The sequence below is a fragment of the Streptococcus mitis genome, from assembly GCF_023109235.1.
Lineage (GTDB): Bacteria > Bacillota > Bacilli > Lactobacillales > Streptococcaceae > Streptococcus > Streptococcus mitis_DA.
This window is the reverse complement of sequence record NZ_JALDUC010000006.1, coordinates 1-22,184: the sequence shown is the minus strand read 5'-3', so window position 1 is coordinate 22,184 and position 22,184 is coordinate 1. Positions and strand designations below refer to the sequence as shown.

The window sequence follows — 22,184 nt, the reverse complement described above, 5'->3', positions numbered from 1 at the left end:
GTCTCCTTATTTACTTGTTTAATGTGATTGGCTTTCCAGCATTTCCACATAGTCAATCGCGACACAGAGGGAAATGACTAGATCTGCATAAGCGTCCTCAAGAACCGTTACGCTATAGGTAGAGGTCAGATGGAAGAGTTCCTTCTTAATTTCAGCAATCAGTTGATCACGATCATCCAGCAATTTGAAATTCCAATCCCAGATATTGCCCTCGATACGAAGACCTAGATTATCAAACTAATACTTATCTCGCCAGAAGGTCAACTTCTTACGAATGACAAAACTCGAGCCATCTCGAAGCTGAATCTCAAAACGAGGAAGCAAGGTCAAGATTTCTTTACTGATCTGACTGACCTGTTCACCATTAGCATCATAGATGGTAAAAGTTTTAGGAATCTTAAAAAATGATCCCTCTACCTGATAGGCGATTTCTCCCCTGTCATCCTTGATAGCGAAGCGTTCGCCTCCAAGACGAAACTTTTGTTTGACAAGAAATGTTTTCATCAACACCTCCAAAAACCAAAAGACAAGCTCATATCACGAAGGGCGAAAAACCGCGGTACCACCTTCATTCAATGAACTTGTCATTCTCTTATTCTTATGCAATTGTATGATTGAGTAGCATGACTTTCTAGCTTAGATGGCTCGCAGCACCGCCATTTCTCTGGACTAAGATAACTGAAAATCAATTCTCAACTTTCTTATTATAACGTTTTTTTAAGCTTGCGTCAACTGGAAATCATCTCCATTGAATCAGACCAATTCCCTACATCTCAGATTACTTTTTCAGAATATACTTTTTCTTACTGCCATTTTTCTTTTTATCCCAAGTTTTCGAATTGCTAAAGATAGCTACGCAAATATTTGCAAATATAAAGTTTCCTATCACCAAATGTATGGAATCAGTTGTTAGGTATTGTCGATCCAAACCATCCTTTAGAGAGAATAGTATAACAGTTTGCTGAACAGTCAAAAAGGCTGGCCAAGAAAATTTTTTGAAAAAAGTAGATATTTTCATTATTTGTTACCGCTTTCTGTAAGGTTAAACTTAGTATACTACTGGGAAAGAAAATAAGCAACTATCATAGAAAAAGATACCGTTACGAAAATTGCCTTTTATTTTTTAAAAAACGAACCAGCTTGACTGATTCGTTTCGTGACTGCTAACTGCTACTTCCGATACATTTTAAACTGTAGGAAGAGGTCGCTATATTTTCCTGTCCATTTATGATCAAATTTCTCATAAACTTCTAGGTGTTTCATGGTTTCAGCATCAGGATAGAAAGCCTTGTCTTCTTTCTTCTCCTCTGGGAGCAGTTCCTTAGCTGGCAGGTTTGGTGTTGAATAGCCGACATACTCTGCATTTTTGAGAGCATTTTCGGGTTTCAACATAAAGTTGATAAAGGCATAGGCTGCGTCTTGGTTTTTGACGGTTTTGGGAATGACCATATTGTCAAACCAAAGGTTGCTGGCTTCTGTCGGTACCACATAGCGTAGGTTTTCATTTTTTTCTAGCATTTGGCTGGCTTCACCAGAGAAGGTCACGCCGATAGCAGCGTTATTCTGAATCATGTAGCCCTTCATCTCGTCAGCAACGATTGCCTTGATATTTGGAGTCAGTTTATAGAGCTTATCTACTGTCTCTTCCAACTGCTGGCTATCCTTGGAGTTAAGGCTGTAGCCAAGGGAATTGAGTCCCAGTCCCAGCACCTCACGCGCCCCATCAAAGAGCATGATAGAATTCTTATACTCTGGCTTCCAGAGGTCATCCCAATGCTCAGGCGCCTCATCTACCATGGTTTCATTGTAGACAATTCCCAAGGTTCCCCAGAAATAAGGAATGGAGAATTTATTGCCTGGGTCAAAGGACTGGTTGAGGAACTCTGGTCCGATATTTTCAAGACCTTCAAGTTTTGAATAATCAAGCGGAACCAAGAGATCTTCGTCCTTCATCTTGTTGATCATGTATTCACTTGGGATGGCAATATCGTAGGTTGTTCCACCCTGCTTGATTTTGGTATACATGGCTTCGTTGGAGTCAAAGGTCTCATACTGGACTTGGATGCCTGTTTCTTCTGTGAATTGCTCCAAGAGTTCTGGATCGATATAGTCCCCCCAGTTGTAAATGACCAGTTTTTGACTATCTCGACTATTGATTTTACTATCTAGATGAGTCGCAATTCCCCACAAGATCAGGATGATGGCTGCAATTCCTGCTAAAAATAAATAGAGTTTTTTCATGCTTGCTCCTCCTTCTCACGTGAGATAAAGTAATAACCAACAACCAGGATAATACTAAAGAGAAAGACAAGGGCAGACAGGGCATTGATTTCTAGCGAAATCCCCTTCCGAGCACGAGAGTAAATCTCGACCGAGAGGGTTGAAAAGCCATTTCCCGTTACAAAGAAGGTCACGGCAAAGTCATCCAGTGAATAGGTGAAGGCCATGAAATAACCTGCAATGATAGACGGAGTCAGGTAAGGAAGCATGATTTCCTTGAACATCTGAAATTGACTGGCACCAAGGTCATAGGCCGCATGAATCATATCGCCATTCATTTCCTTGAGTCGAGGCAAGACCATCAAGACCACGATAGGAATGGAGAAGGCCACGTGACTAGATAGAACGGTCAAAAAGCCAAGTGAAAACTTGAGTTGGGTAAAAAGAATCAAGAAGCTGGCACCAATCATAACATCAGGCGCAACCATAAGGATATTATTGAGTGATAGAAAGGCTTCTTGGTATTTCTTACGAGACTGATAGATATAGATAGCTCCAAAAGTCCCGATAATGGTCGCTATCAAGGCTGATAGAAAGGCCAAGAAAAAGGTCTGGGTCACAATCAACATAAGGCGACCATCGACAAACATGGTTTTAAAATGGCTCAAGCTAAAGCCTGTAAAGCTATTCATGTCATTGCCTGCATTAAAGGCATAACCAATCAGGTAAAAAATCGGCAGGTAGAGGACAAGAAAGACCAGTCCTAGATAAAGGTTGGCAAATTTTTTCATCGTTCTCTCCTTTCCTTGGTCACCCACATGGTGATGAACATAGTCAAGATGAGAATTACACCGATGGTTGAACCCATACCGTAGTTGTCATTGGTTAGGAAATTCTGTTCAATAGCCGTTCCCAGCGTAATAACACGGTTCCCACCAATCAAACGGGTCAGCATGAAGAGGCTCAAGCTGGGGATAAAGACAGACTGAACTCCACTTCGCACACCATTCATCGATAAAGGGAAGATGACATGGCGGAAGGTTTCCCACTTGGTCGCACCGAGATCGTAGCTGGCATTGATGAGGTTGTTATCCATATCATCCAAGACATTGAAAATCGGCAAAATCATAAAGGGAAGCTCGATGTAGCTTGCGACAAAGATAAAGGAGAAATCGGTAAAGAGCAACTGCTGCGAACCAATTCCGATAAATTCCAAAAATTGGTTAATAGAGCCATTTTGACCAAAAATCCCGATAAAGGCATAGGCCTTGAGGAGCAGGTTAATCCATGTCGGCAGAATGATTAACATGAGCCAGAGTTGACGGTGCTTGAGACGGGTCAAAAAGAGGGCTGTTGGATAGCTGATAAGGAGGGTCACAAAGGTCACAATTCCTGCATAAAGCACGGAGTTAAAGCTCATTTTGAGGTAGGTCAAGTTTTGTGAAGCAAAGTAAGATTTATAATTTTCTATACTGAACTGGCCTTCGATGTTGAAAAAGGATTGTCCGAAAATCAAGACCAAGGGTGCCAGGACAAAGAGGGCAATCCAAAGCATGTAGGGCACTACAAAGAGTTTAGAGCTTGTTTTCTTCATCTCTTTCCTCCTCGATTGCATTGATCAGACCTGCTTCTTGCTCTTCAATTTCTACGTATTCTTCGATACGAGCATCGAACTCTTCTTCAGTTTCGTTGAGACGCATGATATGGATGTCTTCTGGTTCAAAGTCCAGACCGATTTCCTCACCCACGATGGCCTTACGGGTTGAGTGGATCATCCATTCATTCCCAAGTTCGTCATAGGCGATAATTTCATAGTGCACCCCACGGAAAAGCTGGGTATCGACCTTAACTTGGAGCTTGCCTTCTTCAGGAAGGGTAATACGCAAGTCCTCTGGACGAATCACGACCTCGACAGGTTCATTCGGCTTCATCCCACCATCGACCGCTTCAAAGCGTTTGCCGTTAAACTCAACCAAGTAGTCCTCAATCATGGTTCCTGGCAAGATATTTGACTCACCGATAAAGGTGGCAACAAAGTGGTTAATTGGCTCATCGTAGATGTCCACTGGCGTTCCAGACTGGACAATCTCGCCATCATTCATGACAAAAATCCAGTCACTCATAGCCAAAGCTTCTTCCTGATCGTGAGTAACAAAAACAAAGGTGATTCCCAATCGTTGTTGCAGTTCACGCAGCTCATACTGCATATCTGTTCTTAATTTCAAGTCCAACGCTGACAAAGGCTCGTCCAACAAAACCACACGGGGTTGGTTGATGATGGCACGTGCAATAGCCACACGCTGACGTTGTCCTCCAGAGAGTTTACGGATGGAACGTTTTTCGTAACCTTCTAACTGAACCATCTTGAGAACTTCCGCTACGCGTTTCTCGATTTCTTTCTTGTCAATTTTACGCAAGCGGAGTGGAAAGGCAACATTTTCAAACACATTCATATGTGGAAACAAGGCATAGGATTGGAAGACCGTATGGACGTCTCGCTTGTTGGTTGGGATGTCGTTGATACGAACACCGTCCAGCAAAATATCTCCAGTCGTAGCATCCAGTAAACCTGCAATGATGTTAAGGATAGTTGATTTCCCTGAACCAGACGCGCCTAGAAGAGTATAGAACTTCCCTTCTTCCAACTCAAAGTTGATATCTTTGAGAACCTTGGTGTTGCTGTCTTCAAAAACTTTTGAGACGTTTTTGAATTCAATAATTGGTTTTTTCAATTGTCATTTATTCCTTCTTTTTCATAGATTAACAGATCAAGGCTCTGTCAGGCCGCTACTACCTCGTGTAGGAGATTGAACTGCCTACATTCTTCTGCACTGACGATAGGCTTTCACCCCCTTTCCATGACATAGTAGCAGCTTTTCAACTACAGCTTCCTACTTGCTTTCACCCAAGATACGGACTTCTCTCTCAAGAGTGACGCCAGAGTGTTCCTTGACTTTTTCGATAACAGACTCAATCAAGTCCTCGTAGTCTTTAGCCGTTCCGTCAGCAACATTGATCATAAATCCTGCGTGTTTTTCTGACACTTCTACGCCACCGACACGATAGCCTTTCAAGCCAGCTTCTGAAATTAATTGACCTGCAAAATGACCTACTGGACGCTTAAAGACCGAACCACAAGATGGATATTCTAAAGGTTGCTTGAGTTCACGTAGATGCGTCAAACGATCCATTTCTTGCTTGATAACCTGATGGCTTCCTGGAGCAAGGGCAAATTTAGCTGACAAGACAACTGCACCAGACTCTTGAATGGCTGAATGGCGGTACCCAAAAGCCAAATCTTTGGCAGACAGGGTCTCGATTTCTCCATCCTTGGTCAAAACCTTACAAGACTGCAAGATGTGGGCAATCTCGCCACCATAGGCACCCGCATTCATAAAGACAGCACCACCGACGCTCCCTGGAATGCCACAAGCAAACTCAAAGCCAGTCAAACTATGACGAAGGGCAATGCGAGTTGTTTCAATCAAGTTGGCACCAGCTTCTGCTTCAATAGTATAGCCATCAACAGAAACATTATTGAGCTTGTCACACAAGATGACAAATCCACGAATTCCACCATCACGAACGATGATATTGCTGGCATTTCCAAGAACCATCCAAGGGATGTCTTCTTGATTGGCAAATTTAACAACGCGCGCCAACTCAAAACGATTTCGTGGAAAGACCAAATAATCGGCCTCTCCACCTACTTTTGTATAACTATAGCTATGCAAGGGTTCTTTGAAACGGATATCAATCCCTTCTAAGATTTCAAGCATGTTTTCTTTTACTGACATGACACTCTTCCTTTTACAAAATTCATTCCATTATACCATTTTTAAGACCATTTGACGACCCTAAAAAAATCTTGGGCTTATTTTAAACAAAAAAAGAGGTTTCCCCCTTTTTCTTATGATTTTTTGCAAAAGATAGCCTTGGTTCCATAGGCAACTAGGATCAGTTCAACTAGTAGAATGACTTCAACTAAGACTGGACTTGTAAGCCAGCCAACTTGGGCTAGAGATGGTGCCAGGTCAAAGAAGGCATGTAGGCCATAGGCTGCTAGGAGATAAGTCCATTTCTTCTGGCGAACAGCTTGGTAAACCCAAACAGTCAAAAGCAATTGGAAACCTAGAGCCAAAATTCGCTCAAAACCAAGCAAATAAATCTGCCAGACAGAAAGTGACTGAATGGTTTTTAACATATTTTCAGACAGCAATTGCATGACCTGTGGATTCTGAGTTTGAACTGCTGAGAGAACGATGTAGAGATTAATCAAACTAGTAAGACCTAGGAAAATCAACTCCAAGCCACCATGCCCCAATCCATAAGCCAAGGCATCTGCCTTTTCCAAACTTCTCTTTTTCTCCAACCATTTGAAGAAAATAAGACGAGCAGTTTCCTCAAAAAATGCTGCCATGGCTAGGCCATAGATGATATAGACAAGCGGATGGTCTCGCAAGAGGGCAATACTACCGTCTTTTTGAGGATGTAAAACCAAGATATGCACCAGTTTTTCTAAAATCTGTGAAGAGACAAAGAAGGCAACAGCCCCCAAGCCCAAGACAGCTAGATTAATCTGGTGTTTCTTTTTGGCATACCAAATGCTTCCTATCAAGAAAGCCAGCAACAGCAACATGGTAATAATGATATGAATGGTCATTTTCTTCTCCTATTCCGCCTTTTCAATATCTTTTTTCATCTCGTCAACATTGAACTTAGCAAACAAGTATTGACGATCTTGGACTGGAAAACGTTGGTCCAACTGGTCAACCGCTCCCACCTCGATAATCCCTTCCTTGATGACAAAGTCCATGACATGCCCACCGAAGGTCAAGTCATCTGAGATGAAGTGCAGATGGTAGCCTGCCACACTAACTCCATGGAAAATCTCTGGCGTCCAGAAACCAACGATGGTTCCCACCACATTGTCACGACGATATTCAGGTTGATGGGTTGCGACATCAGCAAACTTGGTCTCTGGTGTCGACTTGGGAATCATACGCACATGCATATGTGAAAATTCCCCACGAATCTTGATAGAGCGGAAAAGATTTTCCCCGTCATAATAAGACTCGATTCGCTCTTCCAATTCCTTGTCTGTCATCTCAAACCGCTGGCGGAAAATGACCTCTGCTTGATGCGGTACTACTGCTGCATAAGGAATGAGAGCATCTGGTGATACTTCTACAATTTCTGGTTGCTCTCCTGATCCTTTGGCCTGATAAGCCTTGCCATCCAAGACAATCAATTCCCCATCAATGGAATCCAAGGTTCCCAAACCAAGGTCACCATGCTCTAGCAATTCTCCTACTGTCATGGTACCACCATAAAGGCCAGCCATCAAGGCTCCAAGGGTATTGTATTGAAATAATTTCACTGGTTCCTGCACGTTCTTATCCATTCACTTTCTTGTCTGTTATACTCAATGAAAATCAAAGAGCAAACTAGGAAGCGAGCCGCAGGTTGCTCAAAGCACTGCTTGAGGTTGTAGATAAGACTGACGAAGTCAGCTCAAAACACTGTTTTGAGGTTGTGGATAGAACTGACGAAGTCAGTAACCATATCTACAGCAAGGCGAAGCTGACGTAGTTTGAAGAGATTTTCGAAGAGTATTATTCTATAAATCTTACTCCTAAGTATACCACATTTGCCCCTAGATGTGAACGAGAGAATCACACTAGACATTGCCAAGAAAGAAAAAAAAAGGTACAATGTAACAAAATCAAGGGAGGTCTGGAATGAAGAAACAAAGCAAGTACCAAGAGGTCGTAGCTTATCTGAAAAATAGTATCGAGTCTGGACGCTTTCCAACGGGTAGCCGCCTGCCTTCTATCCGTCAACTGAGCCTTGACTTTCACTGTAGCAAGGACACCATTCAGAGAGCCCTTCTGGAATTACGGCACGAACAATACCTCTATGCCAAGCCCCAGAGTGGCTACTATGTCCTAGAACAAGGGCAACACCAGGATCTAGAAATCGAAGTCACTGACGAACATGCCAGTGCCTATGACGATTTCCGACTCTGTGTCAATGAAACCTTGATTGGCCGGGAAAACTACCTCTTCAACTACTATGATAACCAAGAAGGATTAGAAGACTTAAGACAATCCATTCATAAACTCCTCTTTGAGCAAGCTCTCTACTGCAAGGCTGACCAACTGGTACTGACTTCTGGAACCCAACAAGCCTTGTTTATTCTTTCTCAAATATCCTTTCCTAGCCAAGCCAAGGAAATCTTGGTGGAACAGCCGACCTACCATCGGATGAATCGCCTCTTGATTGCTCAAGGTCTGGACTATCAAACGATTGAACGAGGCATTGATGGGATTGACTTGGAAGAGCTGGAAGGCCACTTCAAGACTGGAAAAATTAAGTTTTTCTATACCATTCCTCGTTTTCACTATCCTCTGGGGCATTCCTATTCAGAGCAGGAAAAACGAGCTATTCTTGACTTAGCTGCCAAGTATGGTGTTTATATCGTAGAGGACGACTATCTGGGGGATTTGGACTCTAAAAAGGGCCAGACCTTCCACTATCTGGATACAGAGGAGCGCGTCATTTATATCAAGTCCTTCTCAACCAGCCTCTTTCCAGCCCTGCGGATTACGGCACTCATTCTGCCAAATGCTATCAAAGAAGCCTTTGTCGCCTACAAAAATATCCTAGACTACGATAGCAACCTTATCATGCAAAAGGCCCTGTCACTCTATATTGACAGTCAATTGTTTGAGAAAAATCGTCTAGCTCGCTTGTCCAATCAGGAAGACTACCAAAAACAAATCGAGGAAAGACTAGCTAACACTCCTTGTCCCCTTCCTCACTTTCCGCTTCATGATAGTTTATTGCTAGATCTGAGACAGTATCCTAAAATTGCTAGTCTCAAACACAGCCAACTGGGCTTGGACTTCTTTGAAGAGGCATACTTGGATGCCTGCCCTTATCAATTTGCTAAGGTGTCCTTAGAAAATCTGGAAAATGTTTTAAACTATTTAAAAGCAGAATTGGACTGACTTCCAACTCTGCTTTTTTCTTATACTCTTCGAAAATCAAATTCAAACCACGTCAGCGTCGCCTTACCGTACTCAAGTACAGCTTGCGGCTAGCTTCCTAGTTTGCTCTTTGATTTTCATTGAGTATTATTCTTCAACTTCTGTTAAGGTTGCCGCTTTTTCAAGATATTTTTGGTAGGTACCGTCATCCTTAAGTTTTTGAATGACCTTGTCCACCACTTCTTTTAAATCAGCACTATTTTTTCTAAGGGCAACTGCATTAGCTTCGCCGTCCTTCATCTTCAAGCTGACAGTTGCGACAGCTAAGTCGGCGTTTTTAGCAGCATAGCTAAGGGCAACAGGCTCATCCATGTGAACAGCATCTACTTTTCCAGCCTGCAATTCATTGACAGCTTCACCCATATTGGTTAGGGAAGTCAATTGAGCTTTTGGCAATTGTTCCTTGACCATAGCTTCTGGAACAGTCCCTTTTTGGGCTGCAATATTAGCACTTTCAAGGCTAGTTAAATCCTTGTATTTTTCTACATCAGACTTACGAACCAAGAAACTAATCTTGTTTTCATAGTAAGGGATTGAAAAATCAAAGACTTCTTTTCTCTCATCAGTAGCACTAATTCCTGCAACTGCTAGGTCAGCCTTCCCAGTTTGAAGACTGGTCAAAACATTGTCAAAACTCATGCTTGAGATTTCCAATTTCACCCCAAGTTCATCAGCGATAGCTTGGGCCATATCAATATCCGCACCGACTACCTGATTTTTCCCGTCAACTAAGGATTGGAATTCAAAAGGTGCATAGTCAGGACTAGTCGCCACAACTAATTTCCCCTTTTGCTTGATGGCCTCAACAGCTGACTGAGAACCGTTAGAATCCGACTGGCAAGCCACTAAGAAGAAACTTGCAAGAAAGCTACATAAAACAAATATCCATTTTTTTAATTTCATAAATAAACAACCTCTCTGTTAATTTTGTATAATTATAACGCTATCCAAGTTGCTTGTCAAGTGTTTTTTTGAATTTTTATCTTAAAAATATTTTTTTCATTCAAGAAAAGGAGCTGTCAGTTGATTTCGAGCTCCTTTTTATACAGAATAAATCTATTTTATAGTTCGACAATCTTACCTGTTTCAAAGTAAACAACCCATTCACAGATATTTTTAGCATAGTCTCCAATACGTTCCAAGAAAGCAATCACTTGGAAATAATCACGACCTGTAACGATGGCATCTGGATTTTTCTTGATTTCTTCTGTAGCCAAATCACGAATGCTATCAAAGTAATGGTTGATTTTTTCATCCATGGCTGCTACTTCATAGGCCTGGTCTACTGAACCATTGAGATAGAGTTCAAGGGCTGCTTCAACGAAGTTCTTGACATCGCGCCCCATTCTCTTGATTTCTTCTTCAACAGCTGGGATACGTTGCTCCCCCTTCATACGAATTGCCGCTTTGGCAATAGAAACGGCATGGTCACCCATACGTTCCAAGTCAGATACGGCTTTTAGGACTGTTAGAACAGTACGCAAATCTTGAGAAACTGGTTGTTGAAGAGCAATCATTTCAAATGATTTCTTTTCTAATTTCACTTCGTATTCGTTTACTTCTGCATCGTCTTCGATGACTTCCTTGGCCAAATCACGGTCATGCGTAACAAAGGCACGCACCGTACGATTGATTTGGGATAGCACTTCTTGTCCCATTGCATAGAACTGGTTGTGCAATTTCTCTAAATCTTCTTCAAATTGAGAACGTAACATCATTTATCTCCTTATCCAAATTTTCCTGAAATATAATCTTCTGTTTCCTTGTGTTGTGGGTTGAGGAACATCTTCTTGGTATCGTTAAACTCGATCAGATCTCCATCTAGGAAAAATCCTGTCTTGTCAGAGATACGAGAGGCTTGTTGCATGGAACGCGTAACCAAGAGCATGGTGTATTTATCTTTTAGACCATACAAGGTTTCCTCAATCTTACCAGCCGAGATAGGGTCCAAGGCTGAAGTCGGTTCATCCAAGAGAATGATTTTAGGACTGGTTGCCAAGACACGGGCAACACAGACACGTTGCTGTTGTCCACCTGAAAGCCCGATAGCTGAATCATGCAGGCGATCCTTGACCTCATCCCAGATAGAAGCTCGTTGCAAGGCTTTTTCTACCGCTTCATCCAGAACCTGCTTATCCTTAACTCCATTGATACGAAGCCCGTAAACAACATTTTCGTAGATAGACATAGGGAAAGGGTTCGGTTGTTGGAAAACCATACCGATTTCCTTCCGCAATTCAACTGTATCTGTACGCGGACTGTAGATGTTGTGACCGTTGTAAACCACCGAACCAGTTGTGGTTACCTCTGGATTGAGATCCCCCATACGGTTGATAGCCTTGAGAAGAGTTGACTTCCCTGATCCAGATGGACCAATCAAGGCTGTAATTTCCTTAGGTTGGAAAGATAGGGAAACACTATTCAAAGCCTTTTTTTGATTGTAGTAAACGGACAGGTCTGACACCTGTAAAATCGCTTCTGTCATACTGTTTCCTTTCTATCCAAAGTGTCCTGTTACGTAGTCATTGGTTGACTGTAGTTTGGCATTTTGGAAAATATTAGAGGTCTTATCGTACTCGATCAAGTCACCCAAGTAGAAAAATCCTGTGTAGTCACTAGCACGCGCAGCCTGCTGCATACTGTGGGTCACGATGATGATGGTAAAGTCCTTCTTCAATTCCAACATGGTTTCTTCCAGCTGGGCTGTCGCAATCGGATCCAAGGCTGATGCCGGTTCATCCATCAAAAGGATATCTGGTTTAACAGAGATAGCACGAGCGATACAGAGACGTTGCTGCTGACCCCCTGATAGGGTCAAGGCTGACTTGTGCAAATCGTCTTTGACCTGATCCCAAAGGGCAGCTTGACGAAGAGAGGTTTCCACAATTTCGTCCAAGACTTGCTTGTCCTTAACACCTGCACGTTCATGAGCAAAAGTGATATTGCGGTAGATAGACTTGGCAAAGGGATTTGGGCGTTGGAAGACCATTCCGATATGCTTACGCATCTCATAGACGTTGATTTCTGGACGGTTGACATCAATCCCTTGGTAGAGGATTTGACCTGTGACCTTGGCAATATCAATGGTATCATTCATACGGTTGAGACTGCGGAGGTAGGTTGATTTCCCTGATCCAGATGGGCCAATTAAGGCTGTAATTTTATTTTTTTCAAATTGCATATCGATGCCCTTGATGGATTCTTTTTTACCGTAGTAAACATGTAAATCCTTAGTAGAGAGGGCCACTTTCTCTTCAGGAAAGGTGATGATATGCTTTTCATCCCAATTATATTTTGACATGGCTTCTCCTTTAGGCAGCGGTTAATTTCTTATGTAGATAGCTTCCGAGTTTGCGGGCTCCAAAGTTAAAGATGAGAATAAAGATGAGGAGCACTGCAGCAGAACCTGCTGATACAATAGTTCCATCTGGAATGGTTCCTTCGCTATTGACTTTCCAAATGTGGACAGCCAAGGTTTCTGCTTGACGGAAGATAGAGATTGGGCTGGTCACACTGAGAATATTCCAGTTAGACCAGTCAAGGGCTGGAGCGGATTGTCCTGCTGTGTAAATCAAAGCAGCAGCCTCACCAAAGATACGACCAGAGGCCAAGACGACCCCAGTCACAATACCTGGAAGGGCTTCTGGAATGACAACATGGACAACTGTCTCCCAACGAGAAATCCCAAGAGCCAGACCAGCCTCACGTTGCGTATGGTGAACGTGTTTCAAACTGTCCTCAACATTACGAGTCATCTGAGGCAGGTTAAAGACTGTCAAGGCCAAGGCACCTGAAATGATTGAAAATCCATACTCAAACTGAACTACAAAGATCAAGTAACCAAAGAGACCTACAACCACTGATGGTAGAGAAGACAAGATTTCAATACAGGTTCTGACAAAGTTTGTCACAGGACCTTTTTTAGCATATTCAGCTAGGAAAATCCCTGCTCCCATCGATAAAGGTACAGAGATAATCAAGGTAATAACCAAAAGGAAGAAGGAATTATAGAGCTGAATTCCAATACCTCCACCTGCTTGGTAAGAAGAGGATTTGCCAGTCAAGAAAGACCAAGAGATGTGGGGCAAACCACGAACCAAGATATAGAGAATCAAGGATGCCAAAATAGCAACAATAATCCCTGCAATCGAGTAGAGGACAGCTGTTGCAATTTTATCTAATTTCTTAGCGTGCATAGTTTTTCTTTCCTCTTTCTTTCGTAATCAATTTAATCACACTGTTGAAGGCCAAACTCATCAAGAGCAAGACTAAGGCTAGTGACCAGAGAACGTTATTGTCAACGGTTCCCATAACGGTATTTCCGATACCCATGGTCAAGACAGAGGTTAAGGTCGCAGCAGGTGTTGTTAGTGAAGTTGGGACAACGGCTGAGTTTCCGACCACCATCTGAATGGCCAAGGCCTCACCAAAGGCACGCGCCATCCCAAAGACCACTGCTGTGAAAATTCCTGAACGCGCCGCCTTCAAGGTCACGCGCCAGATGGTTTGCCAACGAGTAGCTCCCATAGCCAAACTAGCTTCGCGGTAGTGACGAGGCACCGCACGCAAGCTATCGGTTGTCATAAAGGTTACCGTCGGTAAGATCATGATAAAGAGAACGAAAATTCCTGACAAAATCCCAAAACCAGTACCACCAAAGACACTACGGACAAAGGGAACTACGACCTGCAAACCGATAAATCCATACACGACGGAAGGAATTCCGACTAGCAATTCAATGGCTGGTTGCAAGATTCTAGCACCTTTTGGTGAGACCTCCGTCATAAAGACAGCTGCACCAATGGCAAAAGGAGTTGCGATAAGGGCTGATAGGATTGTGACAATGAAGGAACCCAAAATCATAGGAAGGGCACCAAATTGTTTACCTGAAGGATTCCAAGTTTGGCCAAAGAGGAAATCAAAGATATTAACTCCATTTACAAAGAAGGTCGACAAGCCTTTTTGGGCTACGAAAATCAAAATCATGGCCACAATAATGACAATCAAAGACAGACAGGCAAAGGTCAAACCTTTCCCTAGTTTCTCTAGACGAGAGTTCTTTGAGGGAGAAAGTAATTTTTTAGCTAATTCTTCTTGATTCATTATTGACTCCCTTCTAATGCTGTCACCGTTCCTACAGCATCTTTTTCAACCTTCATTTCCTTAACAGAAATATAGCCCATCCCCTTAACGATTCCACTTTGCGCTTCATCAGAGAGGACAAAGTTGAGGAATTCTGCCACCAATTCATTTGGTTGACCTAGGGTATACATGTGTTCATAAGACCACAAAGGCCAGTTATTGGTTGTAACATTTTCTGCAATCGGCTCATAGCCATTCAACTTCATGCGTTTCACCGAGTCATCCACATAGGCAAAGGCTAGGTAAGAAATGGCTCCTGGTGTCTGGGAAACAATGTTTTTGACCATCCCATTTGAATCCTGTTCTTGACTCTGCACAGCAGACTGACCATCCATGATAACACTATCAAAGGTTGCACGTGAACCAGAACTTGCTGCACGGTTAATAATAGAAATGGCTAGGTCTTTCCCGCCGACTTCTTTCCAGTTGGTTACTTGACCTGTGAAGATGCTACGGAGTTGTTCTGTTGTCAGATTTTCAACGTCAACTTCCTTATTTACAATCACTGCCAAGCCCGCTACTGCAACCTTGTGATCCACAAGAGCGGAGGCGTTGATACCGTCTTTTTCCTCGGCAAATACGTCTGAATTTCCTACGTCAACGGCTCCAGACTGAACCTGAGACAAACCTGTACCAGATCCTCCACCTTGGACGTTAACTGTTTTTCCAACGTGCATAGAGCCAAATTCATCTGCTGCTGCTTCGACCAAGGGCTGAAGAGCCGTTGAGCCAACAGCTGTCATGGATTCCCCACGATCAATCCAGCTAGCACATCCCGCCAAAGAACCTGCTAGCAAAAGAGCCGCAAGGGATAGAGCGAGTTTTTTTCTTTTTTTCACTGTTTTTTCTCCTTGAAAATAATGGTGAATACTGTGAATTTTTTCAACTATTTATTTATGTTTTTCTTTTTTAAAATTGGGAGCCAACTGAAGTTGCTAGCTTAATTTTACTAGAAATTTGCTCAGTTGTCTTCTCAACAAATTTTGACTTAAAATGAAAGACAATTTGAAAAAAATCCATACTTCCACTATAACATAGACAAGCTACTTTGACTAGCATTTTCACTTGAATCTGAGGCCTTTAGGAAAATAATTTTTCAAAACATTTCCAGTCACCTTAGCAAAGCCCAAACCATTTCCTTGAACCAAAACTTGGTACCAACCATTTGGCAGACTTTCCGCCAGCTGAACGGTTTCTCCAGCCACATACTTTACAAATTCTTCTTGATCAATTTCAACCGACTGCTTGACCTGACTCGGTTTCAAGGCTAGACCAAGAGCAAAACTAGGCTCAAAGCGTTTCTTCTTAAAAGTGCCTAGATGCAGGCCATTCCGAGCAATCTTGAGTTTCCCTAAATCTGGCAAAAGTTCTGGCAGGAGATAGAGTTGGTCACCAAAAGTCTGCAAGATACCCGGTAGATTAACTATCAAGTGGTTTTGGGCAAATTCCTGCCACAAGACAACTTGTTCTCGGCTGAGATTGCTCTTACTTGCCTTAAATTTAGGAGCTGGATTGTCACCTTTAAATTGCAAATGGGCTACAAATTGCCCCTCTCCCTTAAACTGATGAGGGTACATCCGAGCTGTTTCTGGCAGGTCAATACCAGCTACCATTCCATTGATATGTTCAACTGGCAGCAAATCAAAATCATACTCCTCCAGCAACCAATTGACAATCTCTTCGTTTTCCTCAGGTGCCCAGGTACAGGTTGAATAAACCAGACGACCACCTTGAGCTAACATGTTCACCGCATCCTCCAGAATTTCTCTTTGCAAACTAGCACATTGACTTGGATAATCTAAGCTCCAATAGTCCATAGCATCTGGTTGCTTACGGAACATCCCTTCCCCTGAGCAGGGGGCATCAAGGACAATGAGGTCAAAATAACCTTTAAAGACCTTAGCTAAGCGGTCAGCAGATTCATTGGTCACCACGACATTTGTCGCTCCAAAGCGCTCCATGTTTTCTACTAAAATCTTAGCCCGTTTGCTTGAAATTTCATTGGAGACAAGGAGACCCTCGCCTGCTAGATAGGCTGCTAGCTGAGTTGATTTACCACCTGGAGCAGCGGCCAAATCCAAGACCTTCATTCCAGGACTAGGCTGGGCGACCTGAGCCACCATTTGAGCAGCAGGTTCTTGCGAATAAACCAAGCCAGTAGCATGCTCAGGCGATTTCCCTGAAACCTTCCCATAGTGGCCCCAAGGAGTTTGAGGAATGGCATCAGGAAAGGAAACTGTCGCTTCTTTTAAAGGATTGATCCGAAAAGCCAAAACCGCTTCCTCCTCAAAAGAGGCAAGAAAATCTCTTGCCTCATCTCCTAATATCTCTTCATATTTTTCAACAAATCCTTCTGGAAATTGCATCTAAGTTCTTTTCCTTTCGTAAATATAGGACTGAATTTCCTCCTGCATCTCAAGAGGTAACATCATGACCGGTTGTCTGGTTTGAAAATCAAGCGGTTGACCAGATAGGGTCACAACCCGATAGCCCAGACTTTCCCCTAAAATACTTGCAGCGGCATAATCCCATGGTTGCAGATAGGTGACATAGGTCAACAAACGCCCTGACAAAATCTTGGCAAAACTAATGGCCGCACTCCCATAGACACGTACACCGAGGACCGCTCGACCCAAATCAGCCAGACCCCATTCATTGGTTTCCAGCATACCACTATTCCCTGCAATAAGGAAATCTCCAAGTGGTTTTGCTTTAAAGGGAGCTAGGGGCCTATCATTTAGACAAACTGGAAATTCCCCACCACCGTGGTAACAATCCCCTTTGACCACATCATAAATCAGACCAAACTGTCCCTGACCATTTTCAAAATAAGCCATCATGACAGCAAAATCTTCCTGCTGGGCCACAAAATTATTGGTCCCATCAATCGGATCAATAACCCAAACCCTGCCCTCTTGAACCGAGGCTCGCAGACAACCTTCTTCAGCACAAATCTTATCTTCAGGATAACGAGACAAAATCTCACCAACCAATAGCTCCTGAACTTCCTTGTCCAGTCTGGTCACCAAATCTGTTGGAGAGGACTTGGTCTCAACACACAAGTCTTCCTGCATGTGGTCAAGAATGTACTGGCCTGCTTTCTTAATTAGCTCTTTAGCAAATTCAAACTTACTTTCCAAGAGAAATCTTTCCTTCCCCTTTTTCCTTAGCCGCCTGAACTGCTCGGTAAAGCGAATAGCCACTCACTGTTTCAAATTCTCGTCCCAAACGTTTTTCTTCGCTCTTACTTGGCACGACCGCTTTGAATCCTTTATAGGAGTCCAGTAACTTTTGAGCCTCTACCTTGCCCTCATAGGCAGCTTCAACATCATTAAAAAAAGAAAGCACTGAAGCAAGTTCTTCAGTGCTCCACGACAAATCTAGTGGGTAACTATACTGTTTGTTCATTAACTAATACCAGCTCTCATTCTTGCTTCTTTTAGTTCTTGCTTACGGTAACTACGAGGGAGAAAAGCACGAATCTCATCTTCATTAAAACCGATTTGCATACGTTTGGCATCGATAATAATTGGACGACGCAAAAGACTAGGATACTGCTCAATCAAATGAAGCAATTCTGATACCGAAATACTTTCTACATCAATATCTAATTTTTGAAAAATTTTTGAACGAGTTGAAATGATGTCATCAGTACCATTTTCGGTCAAGGAAAGAATGTGTTGCAATTCTTTTCTCGTTAAAGGACTGGTCATAATATTGTGCTCCTCAAAGGGCACCTTATGTTTTTCTAACCAGGCCTTCGCCTTACGACATGAAGTACAGCTCGGTGATAGAAATAGTGTAATCATGCTTTTCTCTTCTTATCTATACTTTGCTAGTTCTATTATACAAAAAAATAAAGCGCTTGACTAGAGATTTTTAGAAAAAAAAGCCTATTTTTTCAAGAAAAATAGACTGTTTGCGAACGATTGATACATTTTGGATTTGGTTAATTCATTCTTGACAATAGTTTCGAATCACATACCTAATTGATTTATGCAAAATAAGAATATCTTTCGTTTCACTTCCTACGGCTTTTCAGGTATAGAAAACCAAAGAAGCTTTCATAGAGGGCAAAAAAGAGGAGGAAGGCATGTAGGAAGAAGGTCTCTGGTAAAATTAAAATAACTGGATCCTTGGCTGGGTCAAAAAGCCAGGTATCATCTCCCACAAAGAGAATTTGATGGAAAAGGGTAAAGAATTGGTCAAAACCAATCAAAACTCCCCCAAGCCCAATCATCACAGGTAAGACTACTAGAGCCAAAAGCCCTTTACTAAATAGAGATAAAAAGCCCTTTTTCACAATCCCTTTGACAAAGACATAGAAACTTGGCAGTGTCACTAGAGCTACTAGCTGAACTAGGTGAAAGAGGTTCTTGACCACCGCAAAATGGTGCAGACCAGCTGCTGACGAACGAAAATCTGGCATCTGCAAGACCTGACTAAAAGGATTGGTCAGGTAATCCATCAAGATATGAAAGTTATATTGAATGGTTTCTGGTTTTAGATAAACTCGATCCGTCAAGTTCAGCCACTCAATCTCCAAAGGATAAAAAATCCAAGCCAAATAAATGGTCAAAAGAATTGAGAAGGAGAGGAGAAAGAGCATAGAGCTCCAAAAGGTCAGTTTAGTTTTCATCAAAGTTCCACTCCGCAAGGCTAGAAACCACATGAGTCGGTGCGATTGGCAGGTCTGCCACTTCTTCTGCCTTGGTAAAACCTGTTGTCACCAAGAGAGTTGGAATGCCATTGTCAATCCCAGCTCGAATATCAGTCAAATAATTGTCCCCAACCATGATTAATTCTTCACGTTCCAAACCTAAGTGCTCAACCGCCTTGTCCATAATGATGGCATTTGGTTTCCCAATATAAACAGGCTTCACTCGTGTTGCCACTTCAAGAAGGGTAATCAGTGAACCAGCACCAGGCAAAAGACCGCGCTCTGTAGGGATGTTGAGGTCAGGATTGGTTCCGATAAAGTGAGCTCCCTTTTGGATAGCTAGAGTTGCTGTCGCAAATTTTTCATAGTCAACTTGCCAGTCCAGACCTACTACCACATAGGCAGGATTATCCTTGTCTTCCACATAACCAGCCGCCTTGATGGCTTCCTTGAGCCCTGCTTCTCCGATGACATAGACCGTCTTTTCAAGCCCCAAGTCGTTCATATAGTCGATCGTTGCCAAAGTCGCTGTGTAGACAGTCGATAGGGGCGTATCGATATTAAAATTCTGAGCCAACATCTCCTGAACACTCTCTGGAGTGCGGGTTGTATTGTTGGTTACAAAGAGATAGGGGATATCCCGCTTTTGCAATTCATGGACAAAAGCCTCTCCAGCTGGGATTCTGTCTTTTCCCTTATAAATCGTTCCGTCTAAATCAATTAAATAGCCTTTGTATTTCATACTTTCTCCCTAATCCTTTTTTATTTCTTGCCAAGTGATGATAGCTTGGGCGTTGGTAGCCCCGTCACTTGTAATCTCATGCTTGCTTTCCAGTCCAGTCCGTTCAACAGCCGATGTAATCACCCCACCTGGTCGAACTTCCTTGACATACTTGAGGTTGATTTTCTTGGGAATATATTGGGTCAAAAAGTCCGCTCCCATGACCTCAAAAATCCAGTCCAGATACTTACTGTTATTAACATGACCATTCATATCCAAGTCGTAAAAACGGACATGGTAATCCTTGCTGATTGGCTCGTTCAAGGACTCATACTTTGGTCCGCGGATAAGTTTTTTATCAAAATCAGACTGGTAAGGAGCCACAATCTCAGGTTCGACAGCATGGACTTTTCGACTATCTCGGTCCATCAGAACAAAAGTCGCTATCATGTGGATGAGTTCCTGACCTGCTTCATCATAAATGGTAAAGCGACGGTAGCAAAAGAGTCGATTGTAGCTCAGGGCTTCCGTTTCAATAGTGATTTCTTCCGCAAAACGAGGCAAACGAACCACCTCAATATCATAATCTGTGATAATCCAGACCAGATTATAGTTTTCCAAAATGGCCTTATCACTAACACCCAGTTCAATCGACTGCATCCCTGAAACTTGCAGGGACAACAAAATCACATCTGGAAGCTTGATATGACCGTTCATATCAGCCATATCAAAAGGAATTTTCATTTTCATTTGATAAGTTAAGCCCATCATTCTACTCCAAAATAAATCGTTCTGCAACGGTGTCTCCTAAAAAGAGACCTCTTTTTGTCATGCGAACTCGGTCACCCTCTATTTGCATGAGACCTTGTTGAACCAAGTCTCTGACAATTTCTCCATAAAGTCCATCGAAGGACCGTCCAAATTTTTCCTCAAATCGCGCCATGGAGACTCCTGATTTCTTGCGGAGGCCCAAGAACATTTCCTCTTCCATTTGCTCCTTTTGACTCAGGTGTTCTTCTGTGATACGTGCATTGCCTTCCTCAACCGCAGTGAGATAATGACGAATCGGACCATGATTTTTATAGCGTACTCCATTTACATAACCAGACGCCCCAGCACCGATGCCATAGTACTCAGCATTATCCCAGTACATGAGATTGTGCCGACTTTCAAAACCAGGCTTGGAGAAATTGGAAATCTCATAATGCTCAAAACCAGATTTCTCCAGCTCCGCGATGATGTACTCAAACATCTCAGCCTCCAATTCCTCCTTAGGCAGAGGCAATTTTCCTCGTCGCATACGGTTCATAAAGACCGTATGATTTTCTAAAATCAAACTATACAAACTCATATGAGGAATATCCAGCCCAATAGCCTTAGCCACATTGTCCTTGACCTGCTCCATAGTCTGACCAGGCAGCGCATAAATCAAATCGATAGAGATATTATCAAAACCAGCCAGTTTCAGGCGGTCGATATTTTCATAAATATCCTTCTCCAAATGACTGCGCCCAATCTTTTTCAGCATCTTGTCATCAAAGGTCTGCACACCTAGTGAAACACGATTGACAGCCGAGTTCTTCAAAACCGCAATCTTATCCGCATCCAAGTCGCCGGGATTGGCTTCAATGGTCAACTCTTCCAAGGCAGACAAGTCCAAGTTTTTAGTCAAGCCATTCAATAACACCTCTAGTTGCGAAGCTGATAGAGCTGTCGGTGTTCCACCACCAATATAGAGGGTTCTTAACTTTTGAATATCATAAGATTGAAACTCTTCTAACAGATGTTCCAAATAACTATCTACTGGCTGATTCTTGATAAAAACTTTTGAAAAGTCACAATAATAACAAATCTGGGTACAAAATGGGATGTGCACATAGGCTGACGTTGGTTTTTTCTGCATAGTAATTATTATACCACAAAAAGCGAACAATACTTAGAATTCCGTTTAACAAAATCCTAGCATTGTTCGCTTTCTTTATCTAATCATTCTTTTTAGTTTATGACTAACACGATTCCCAGAACCAATCTAGTTTATCATAAAATACAACAGAATGAATGTTCATCTGACTAAATTATTAGTCTTCTTTTTTCTTGCGAGCTACAAGTCCGAGACCACCTAGCATACCAAGAAGTCCTAGAGATGCAAGAGTCGCATTTGATTCTGTTCCTGTATTTGGCAATACATTTTGAGAATCATTTGACTTAGCTCCATTATCAACAGTAGTCTTAGTATCTACCTGATCTGCATTCGGAGTAACTGCATTTGGAGTTGGTGTTGCTGGTGTGACTTTACCTGGTGTTGTTACATCAGGAACTTCTTCAGTTGATTTTCCTGGTTCTGTAATCTTACCTGTTCCTGGAACTTTACCGTCTGGTAATTCACTGT

Annotated in this window: 25 protein-coding genes and 1 pseudogene; 1 reads left to right on the top strand and 25 read right to left on the bottom strand. The window is 42.5% G+C overall.

Going from position 1 to position 22,184, the window contains the following annotated elements:
- Window positions 1-18 precede the first annotated feature (18 nt).
- The 9 genes and pseudogenes from M1F55_RS04740 to budA all read right to left on the bottom strand — a co-directional run bounded on the left by M1F55_RS04740 (window position 19) and on the right by budA (window position 7,624).
- Window positions 19-504 (bottom strand): annotated as a pseudogene (locus M1F55_RS04740) (LURP-one-related/scramblase family protein).
- A gap of 274 nt (window positions 505-778) precedes the next feature.
- Window positions 779-1,018, bottom strand: a complete 240-nt coding sequence (locus M1F55_RS04735; protein ID WP_247947382.1) for a hypothetical protein — start codon at window positions 1,016-1,018, stop codon at window positions 779-781.
- Between the two features lie 152 nt (window positions 1,019-1,170).
- On the bottom strand, window positions 1,171-2,241 hold the full coding sequence (locus M1F55_RS04730) for an ABC transporter substrate-binding protein (protein WP_247947381.1): 1,071 nt from the start codon (window positions 2,239-2,241) through the stop codon (window positions 1,171-1,173).
- On the bottom strand, window positions 2,238-3,011 hold the full coding sequence (locus M1F55_RS04725; RefSeq protein WP_136937227.1) for an ABC transporter permease: 774 nt from the start codon (window positions 3,009-3,011) through the stop codon (window positions 2,238-2,240). Before M1F55_RS04725 ends, M1F55_RS04730 begins: the two co-directional genes overlap by 4 nt.
- Window positions 3,008-3,814: an ABC transporter permease gene (locus M1F55_RS04720; protein ID WP_004258194.1), complete on the bottom strand. Its 807-nt coding sequence runs from the start codon at window positions 3,812-3,814 to the stop codon at window positions 3,008-3,010. Before M1F55_RS04720 ends, M1F55_RS04725 begins: the two co-directional genes overlap by 4 nt.
- On the bottom strand, window positions 3,795-4,952 hold the full coding sequence (locus M1F55_RS04715) for an ABC transporter ATP-binding protein (RefSeq protein ID WP_000742895.1): 1,158 nt from the start codon (window positions 4,950-4,952) through the stop codon (window positions 3,795-3,797). The genes M1F55_RS04720 and M1F55_RS04715 overlap by 20 nt, the downstream gene beginning before the upstream one ends.
- Before the next feature lie 159 nt (window positions 4,953-5,111).
- Window positions 5,112-6,017, bottom strand: a complete 906-nt coding sequence (gene murB / locus M1F55_RS04710) for a UDP-N-acetylmuramate dehydrogenase (RefSeq protein ID WP_049488624.1) — start codon at window positions 6,015-6,017, stop codon at window positions 5,112-5,114.
- 113 nt (window positions 6,018-6,130) lie between these two features.
- Window positions 6,131-6,883 (bottom strand): YhfC family intramembrane metalloprotease, encoded by a 753-nt coding sequence (locus M1F55_RS04705; protein ID WP_247947380.1) that lies wholly within the window; start codon window positions 6,881-6,883, stop codon window positions 6,131-6,133.
- Window positions 6,884-6,892: 9 nt separating this feature from the next.
- Complete coding sequence (gene budA, locus M1F55_RS04700) at window positions 6,893-7,624, bottom strand: acetolactate decarboxylase (RefSeq protein WP_000360315.1); 732 nt, start codon at window positions 7,622-7,624, stop codon at window positions 6,893-6,895.
- Between the two features lie 337 nt (window positions 7,625-7,961).
- Between budA and M1F55_RS04695 the strand changes: the two genes are divergently transcribed.
- The gene (locus M1F55_RS04695) at window positions 7,962-9,233 is read left to right on the top strand and encodes an aminotransferase-like domain-containing protein (RefSeq protein ID WP_247947379.1); all 1,272 of its coding nucleotides are present in this window, start codon (window positions 7,962-7,964) and stop codon (window positions 9,231-9,233) included.
- A gap of 126 nt (window positions 9,234-9,359) precedes the next feature.
- Here the strand turns inward: M1F55_RS04695 and M1F55_RS04690 are convergent, their stop codons facing one another.
- From M1F55_RS04690 to M1F55_RS04615, 16 genes are all read right to left on the bottom strand, one after another.
- A complete protein-coding gene (locus M1F55_RS04690; protein WP_247947378.1) occupies window positions 9,360-10,175 on the bottom strand; it encodes an ABC transporter substrate-binding protein in 816 nt (271 codons plus the stop codon).
- Between the two features lie 158 nt (window positions 10,176-10,333).
- Window positions 10,334-10,987 carry a phosphate signaling complex protein PhoU gene (phoU, locus tag M1F55_RS04685; protein ID WP_000946458.1) on the bottom strand — a complete coding sequence of 218 codons (654 nt, stop codon included), beginning with the start codon at window positions 10,985-10,987 and terminating at the stop codon, window positions 10,334-10,336.
- An 11-nt stretch (window positions 10,988-10,998) separates the two neighbouring features.
- Window positions 10,999-11,757 carry a phosphate ABC transporter ATP-binding protein PstB gene (pstB, locus tag M1F55_RS04680; RefSeq protein WP_000133484.1) on the bottom strand — a complete coding sequence of 253 codons (759 nt, stop codon included), beginning with the start codon at window positions 11,755-11,757 and terminating at the stop codon, window positions 10,999-11,001.
- Window positions 11,758-11,769: 12 nt separating this feature from the next.
- Entirely contained in the window at window positions 11,770-12,573 is an 804-nt protein-coding gene (pstB, locus tag M1F55_RS04675; RefSeq protein WP_020900241.1) for a phosphate ABC transporter ATP-binding protein PstB, read from the bottom strand.
- 10 nt (window positions 12,574-12,583) lie between these two features.
- Window positions 12,584-13,468: a phosphate ABC transporter permease PstA gene (gene pstA / locus M1F55_RS04670; RefSeq protein WP_000543046.1), complete on the bottom strand. Its 885-nt coding sequence runs from the start codon at window positions 13,466-13,468 to the stop codon at window positions 12,584-12,586.
- A complete protein-coding gene (gene pstC / locus M1F55_RS04665) occupies window positions 13,458-14,375 on the bottom strand; it encodes a phosphate ABC transporter permease subunit PstC (RefSeq protein ID WP_173306717.1) in 918 nt (305 codons plus the stop codon). Before pstC ends, pstA begins: the two co-directional genes overlap by 11 nt.
- A complete protein-coding gene (locus M1F55_RS04660; RefSeq protein ID WP_000746329.1) occupies window positions 14,375-15,253 on the bottom strand; it encodes a phosphate ABC transporter substrate-binding protein PstS family protein in 879 nt (292 codons plus the stop codon). The genes pstC and M1F55_RS04660 overlap by 1 nt, the downstream gene beginning before the upstream one ends.
- Window positions 15,254-15,475: 222 nt before the next feature.
- Window positions 15,476-16,780 carry an RsmF rRNA methyltransferase first C-terminal domain-containing protein gene (locus M1F55_RS04655; protein ID WP_247947377.1) on the bottom strand — a complete coding sequence of 435 codons (1,305 nt, stop codon included), beginning with the start codon at window positions 16,778-16,780 and terminating at the stop codon, window positions 15,476-15,478.
- Window positions 16,781-17,554, bottom strand: a complete 774-nt coding sequence (locus M1F55_RS04650) for an inositol monophosphatase family protein (RefSeq protein WP_247947376.1) — start codon at window positions 17,552-17,554, stop codon at window positions 16,781-16,783.
- On the bottom strand, window positions 17,544-17,822 hold the full coding sequence (locus tag M1F55_RS04645; protein WP_023946312.1) for a UPF0223 family protein: 279 nt from the start codon (window positions 17,820-17,822) through the stop codon (window positions 17,544-17,546). Before M1F55_RS04645 ends, M1F55_RS04650 begins: the two co-directional genes overlap by 11 nt.
- Complete coding sequence (locus M1F55_RS04640) at window positions 17,822-18,223, bottom strand: Spx/MgsR family RNA polymerase-binding regulatory protein (RefSeq protein ID WP_000631254.1); 402 nt, start codon at window positions 18,221-18,223, stop codon at window positions 17,822-17,824. Before M1F55_RS04640 ends, M1F55_RS04645 begins: the two co-directional genes overlap by 1 nt.
- A 212-nt stretch (window positions 18,224-18,435) precedes the next feature.
- Window positions 18,436-19,053: a TIGR01906 family membrane protein gene (locus M1F55_RS04635; RefSeq protein ID WP_049502185.1), complete on the bottom strand. Its 618-nt coding sequence runs from the start codon at window positions 19,051-19,053 to the stop codon at window positions 18,436-18,438.
- Window positions 19,043-19,816 carry a TIGR01457 family HAD-type hydrolase gene (locus M1F55_RS04630; protein WP_078238265.1) on the bottom strand — a complete coding sequence of 258 codons (774 nt, stop codon included), beginning with the start codon at window positions 19,814-19,816 and terminating at the stop codon, window positions 19,043-19,045. Before M1F55_RS04630 ends, M1F55_RS04635 begins: the two co-directional genes overlap by 11 nt.
- 9 nt (window positions 19,817-19,825) lie before the next feature.
- Window positions 19,826-20,563: an acyl-[acyl-carrier-protein] thioesterase gene (locus M1F55_RS04625; protein ID WP_247947375.1), complete on the bottom strand. Its 738-nt coding sequence runs from the start codon at window positions 20,561-20,563 to the stop codon at window positions 19,826-19,828.
- 4 nt (window positions 20,564-20,567) lie between these two features.
- Complete coding sequence (gene hemW, locus M1F55_RS04620; RefSeq protein WP_247947374.1) at window positions 20,568-21,698, bottom strand: radical SAM family heme chaperone HemW; 1,131 nt, start codon at window positions 21,696-21,698, stop codon at window positions 20,568-20,570.
- 175 nt (window positions 21,699-21,873) lie between these two features.
- A partial coding sequence (locus M1F55_RS04615; protein WP_247947373.1) for an LPXTG cell wall anchor domain-containing protein occupies window positions 21,874-22,184 on the bottom strand: 311 nt, incomplete at its 5' end.

Bases quoted from the DNA above. Each gene is read 5' to 3' on its own strand.
- M1F55_RS04735 (WP_247947382.1), bottom strand. From the start codon at position 1,018: ATGAAAATATCTACTTTTTTCAAAAAATTTTCTTGGCCAGCCTTTTTG.
- M1F55_RS04730 (WP_247947381.1), bottom strand. From the start codon at position 2,241: ATGAAAAAACTCTATTTATTTTTAGCAGGAATTGCAGCCATCATCCTG.
- pstC (WP_173306717.1), bottom strand. From the start codon at position 14,375: ATGAATCAAGAAGAATTAGCTAAAAAATTACTTTCTCCCTCAAAGAAC.
- murB (WP_049488624.1), bottom strand. From the start codon at position 6,017: ATGTCAGTAAAAGAAAACATGCTTGAAATCTTAGAAGGGATTGATATC.
- pstB (WP_000133484.1), bottom strand. From the start codon at position 11,757: ATGACAGAAGCGATTTTACAGGTGTCAGACCTGTCCGTTTACTACAAT.
- M1F55_RS04645 (WP_023946312.1), bottom strand. From the start codon at position 17,822: ATGAACAAACAGTATAGTTACCCACTAGATTTGTCGTGGAGCACTGAA.
- M1F55_RS04640 (WP_000631254.1), bottom strand. From the start codon at position 18,223: ATGATTACACTATTTCTATCACCGAGCTGTACTTCATGTCGTAAGGCG.
- M1F55_RS04630 (WP_078238265.1), bottom strand. From the start codon at position 19,816: ATGAAATACAAAGGCTATTTAATTGATTTAGACGGAACGATTTATAAG.
- phoU (WP_000946458.1), bottom strand. From the start codon at position 10,987: ATGTTACGTTCTCAATTTGAAGAAGATTTAGAGAAATTGCACAACCAG.
- M1F55_RS04725 (WP_136937227.1), bottom strand. From the start codon at position 3,011: ATGAAAAAATTTGCCAACCTTTATCTAGGACTGGTCTTTCTTGTCCTC.
- M1F55_RS04695 (WP_247947379.1), top strand. From the start codon at position 7,962: ATGAAGAAACAAAGCAAGTACCAAGAGGTCGTAGCTTATCTGAAAAAT.
- pstB (WP_020900241.1), bottom strand. From the start codon at position 12,573: ATGTCAAAATATAATTGGGATGAAAAGCATATCATCACCTTTCCTGAA.
- M1F55_RS04635 (WP_049502185.1), bottom strand. From the start codon at position 19,053: ATGAAAACTAAACTGACCTTTTGGAGCTCTATGCTCTTTCTCCTCTCC.
- M1F55_RS04705 (WP_247947380.1), bottom strand. From the start codon at position 6,883: ATGACCATTCATATCATTATTACCATGTTGCTGTTGCTGGCTTTCTTG.
- M1F55_RS04655 (WP_247947377.1), bottom strand. From the start codon at position 16,780: ATGCAATTTCCAGAAGGATTTGTTGAAAAATATGAAGAGATATTAGGA.
- budA (WP_000360315.1), bottom strand. From the start codon at position 7,624: ATGGATAAGAACGTGCAGGAACCAGTGAAATTATTTCAATACAATACC.
- M1F55_RS04720 (WP_004258194.1), bottom strand. From the start codon at position 3,814: ATGAAGAAAACAAGCTCTAAACTCTTTGTAGTGCCCTACATGCTTTGG.
- pstA (WP_000543046.1), bottom strand. From the start codon at position 13,468: ATGCACGCTAAGAAATTAGATAAAATTGCAACAGCTGTCCTCTACTCG.
- hemW (WP_247947374.1), bottom strand. From the start codon at position 21,698: ATGCAGAAAAAACCAACGTCAGCCTATGTGCACATCCCATTTTGTACC.
- M1F55_RS04690 (WP_247947378.1), bottom strand. From the start codon at position 10,175: ATGAAATTAAAAAAATGGATATTTGTTTTATGTAGCTTTCTTGCAAGT.
- M1F55_RS04625 (WP_247947375.1), bottom strand. From the start codon at position 20,563: ATGGGCTTAACTTATCAAATGAAAATGAAAATTCCTTTTGATATGGCT.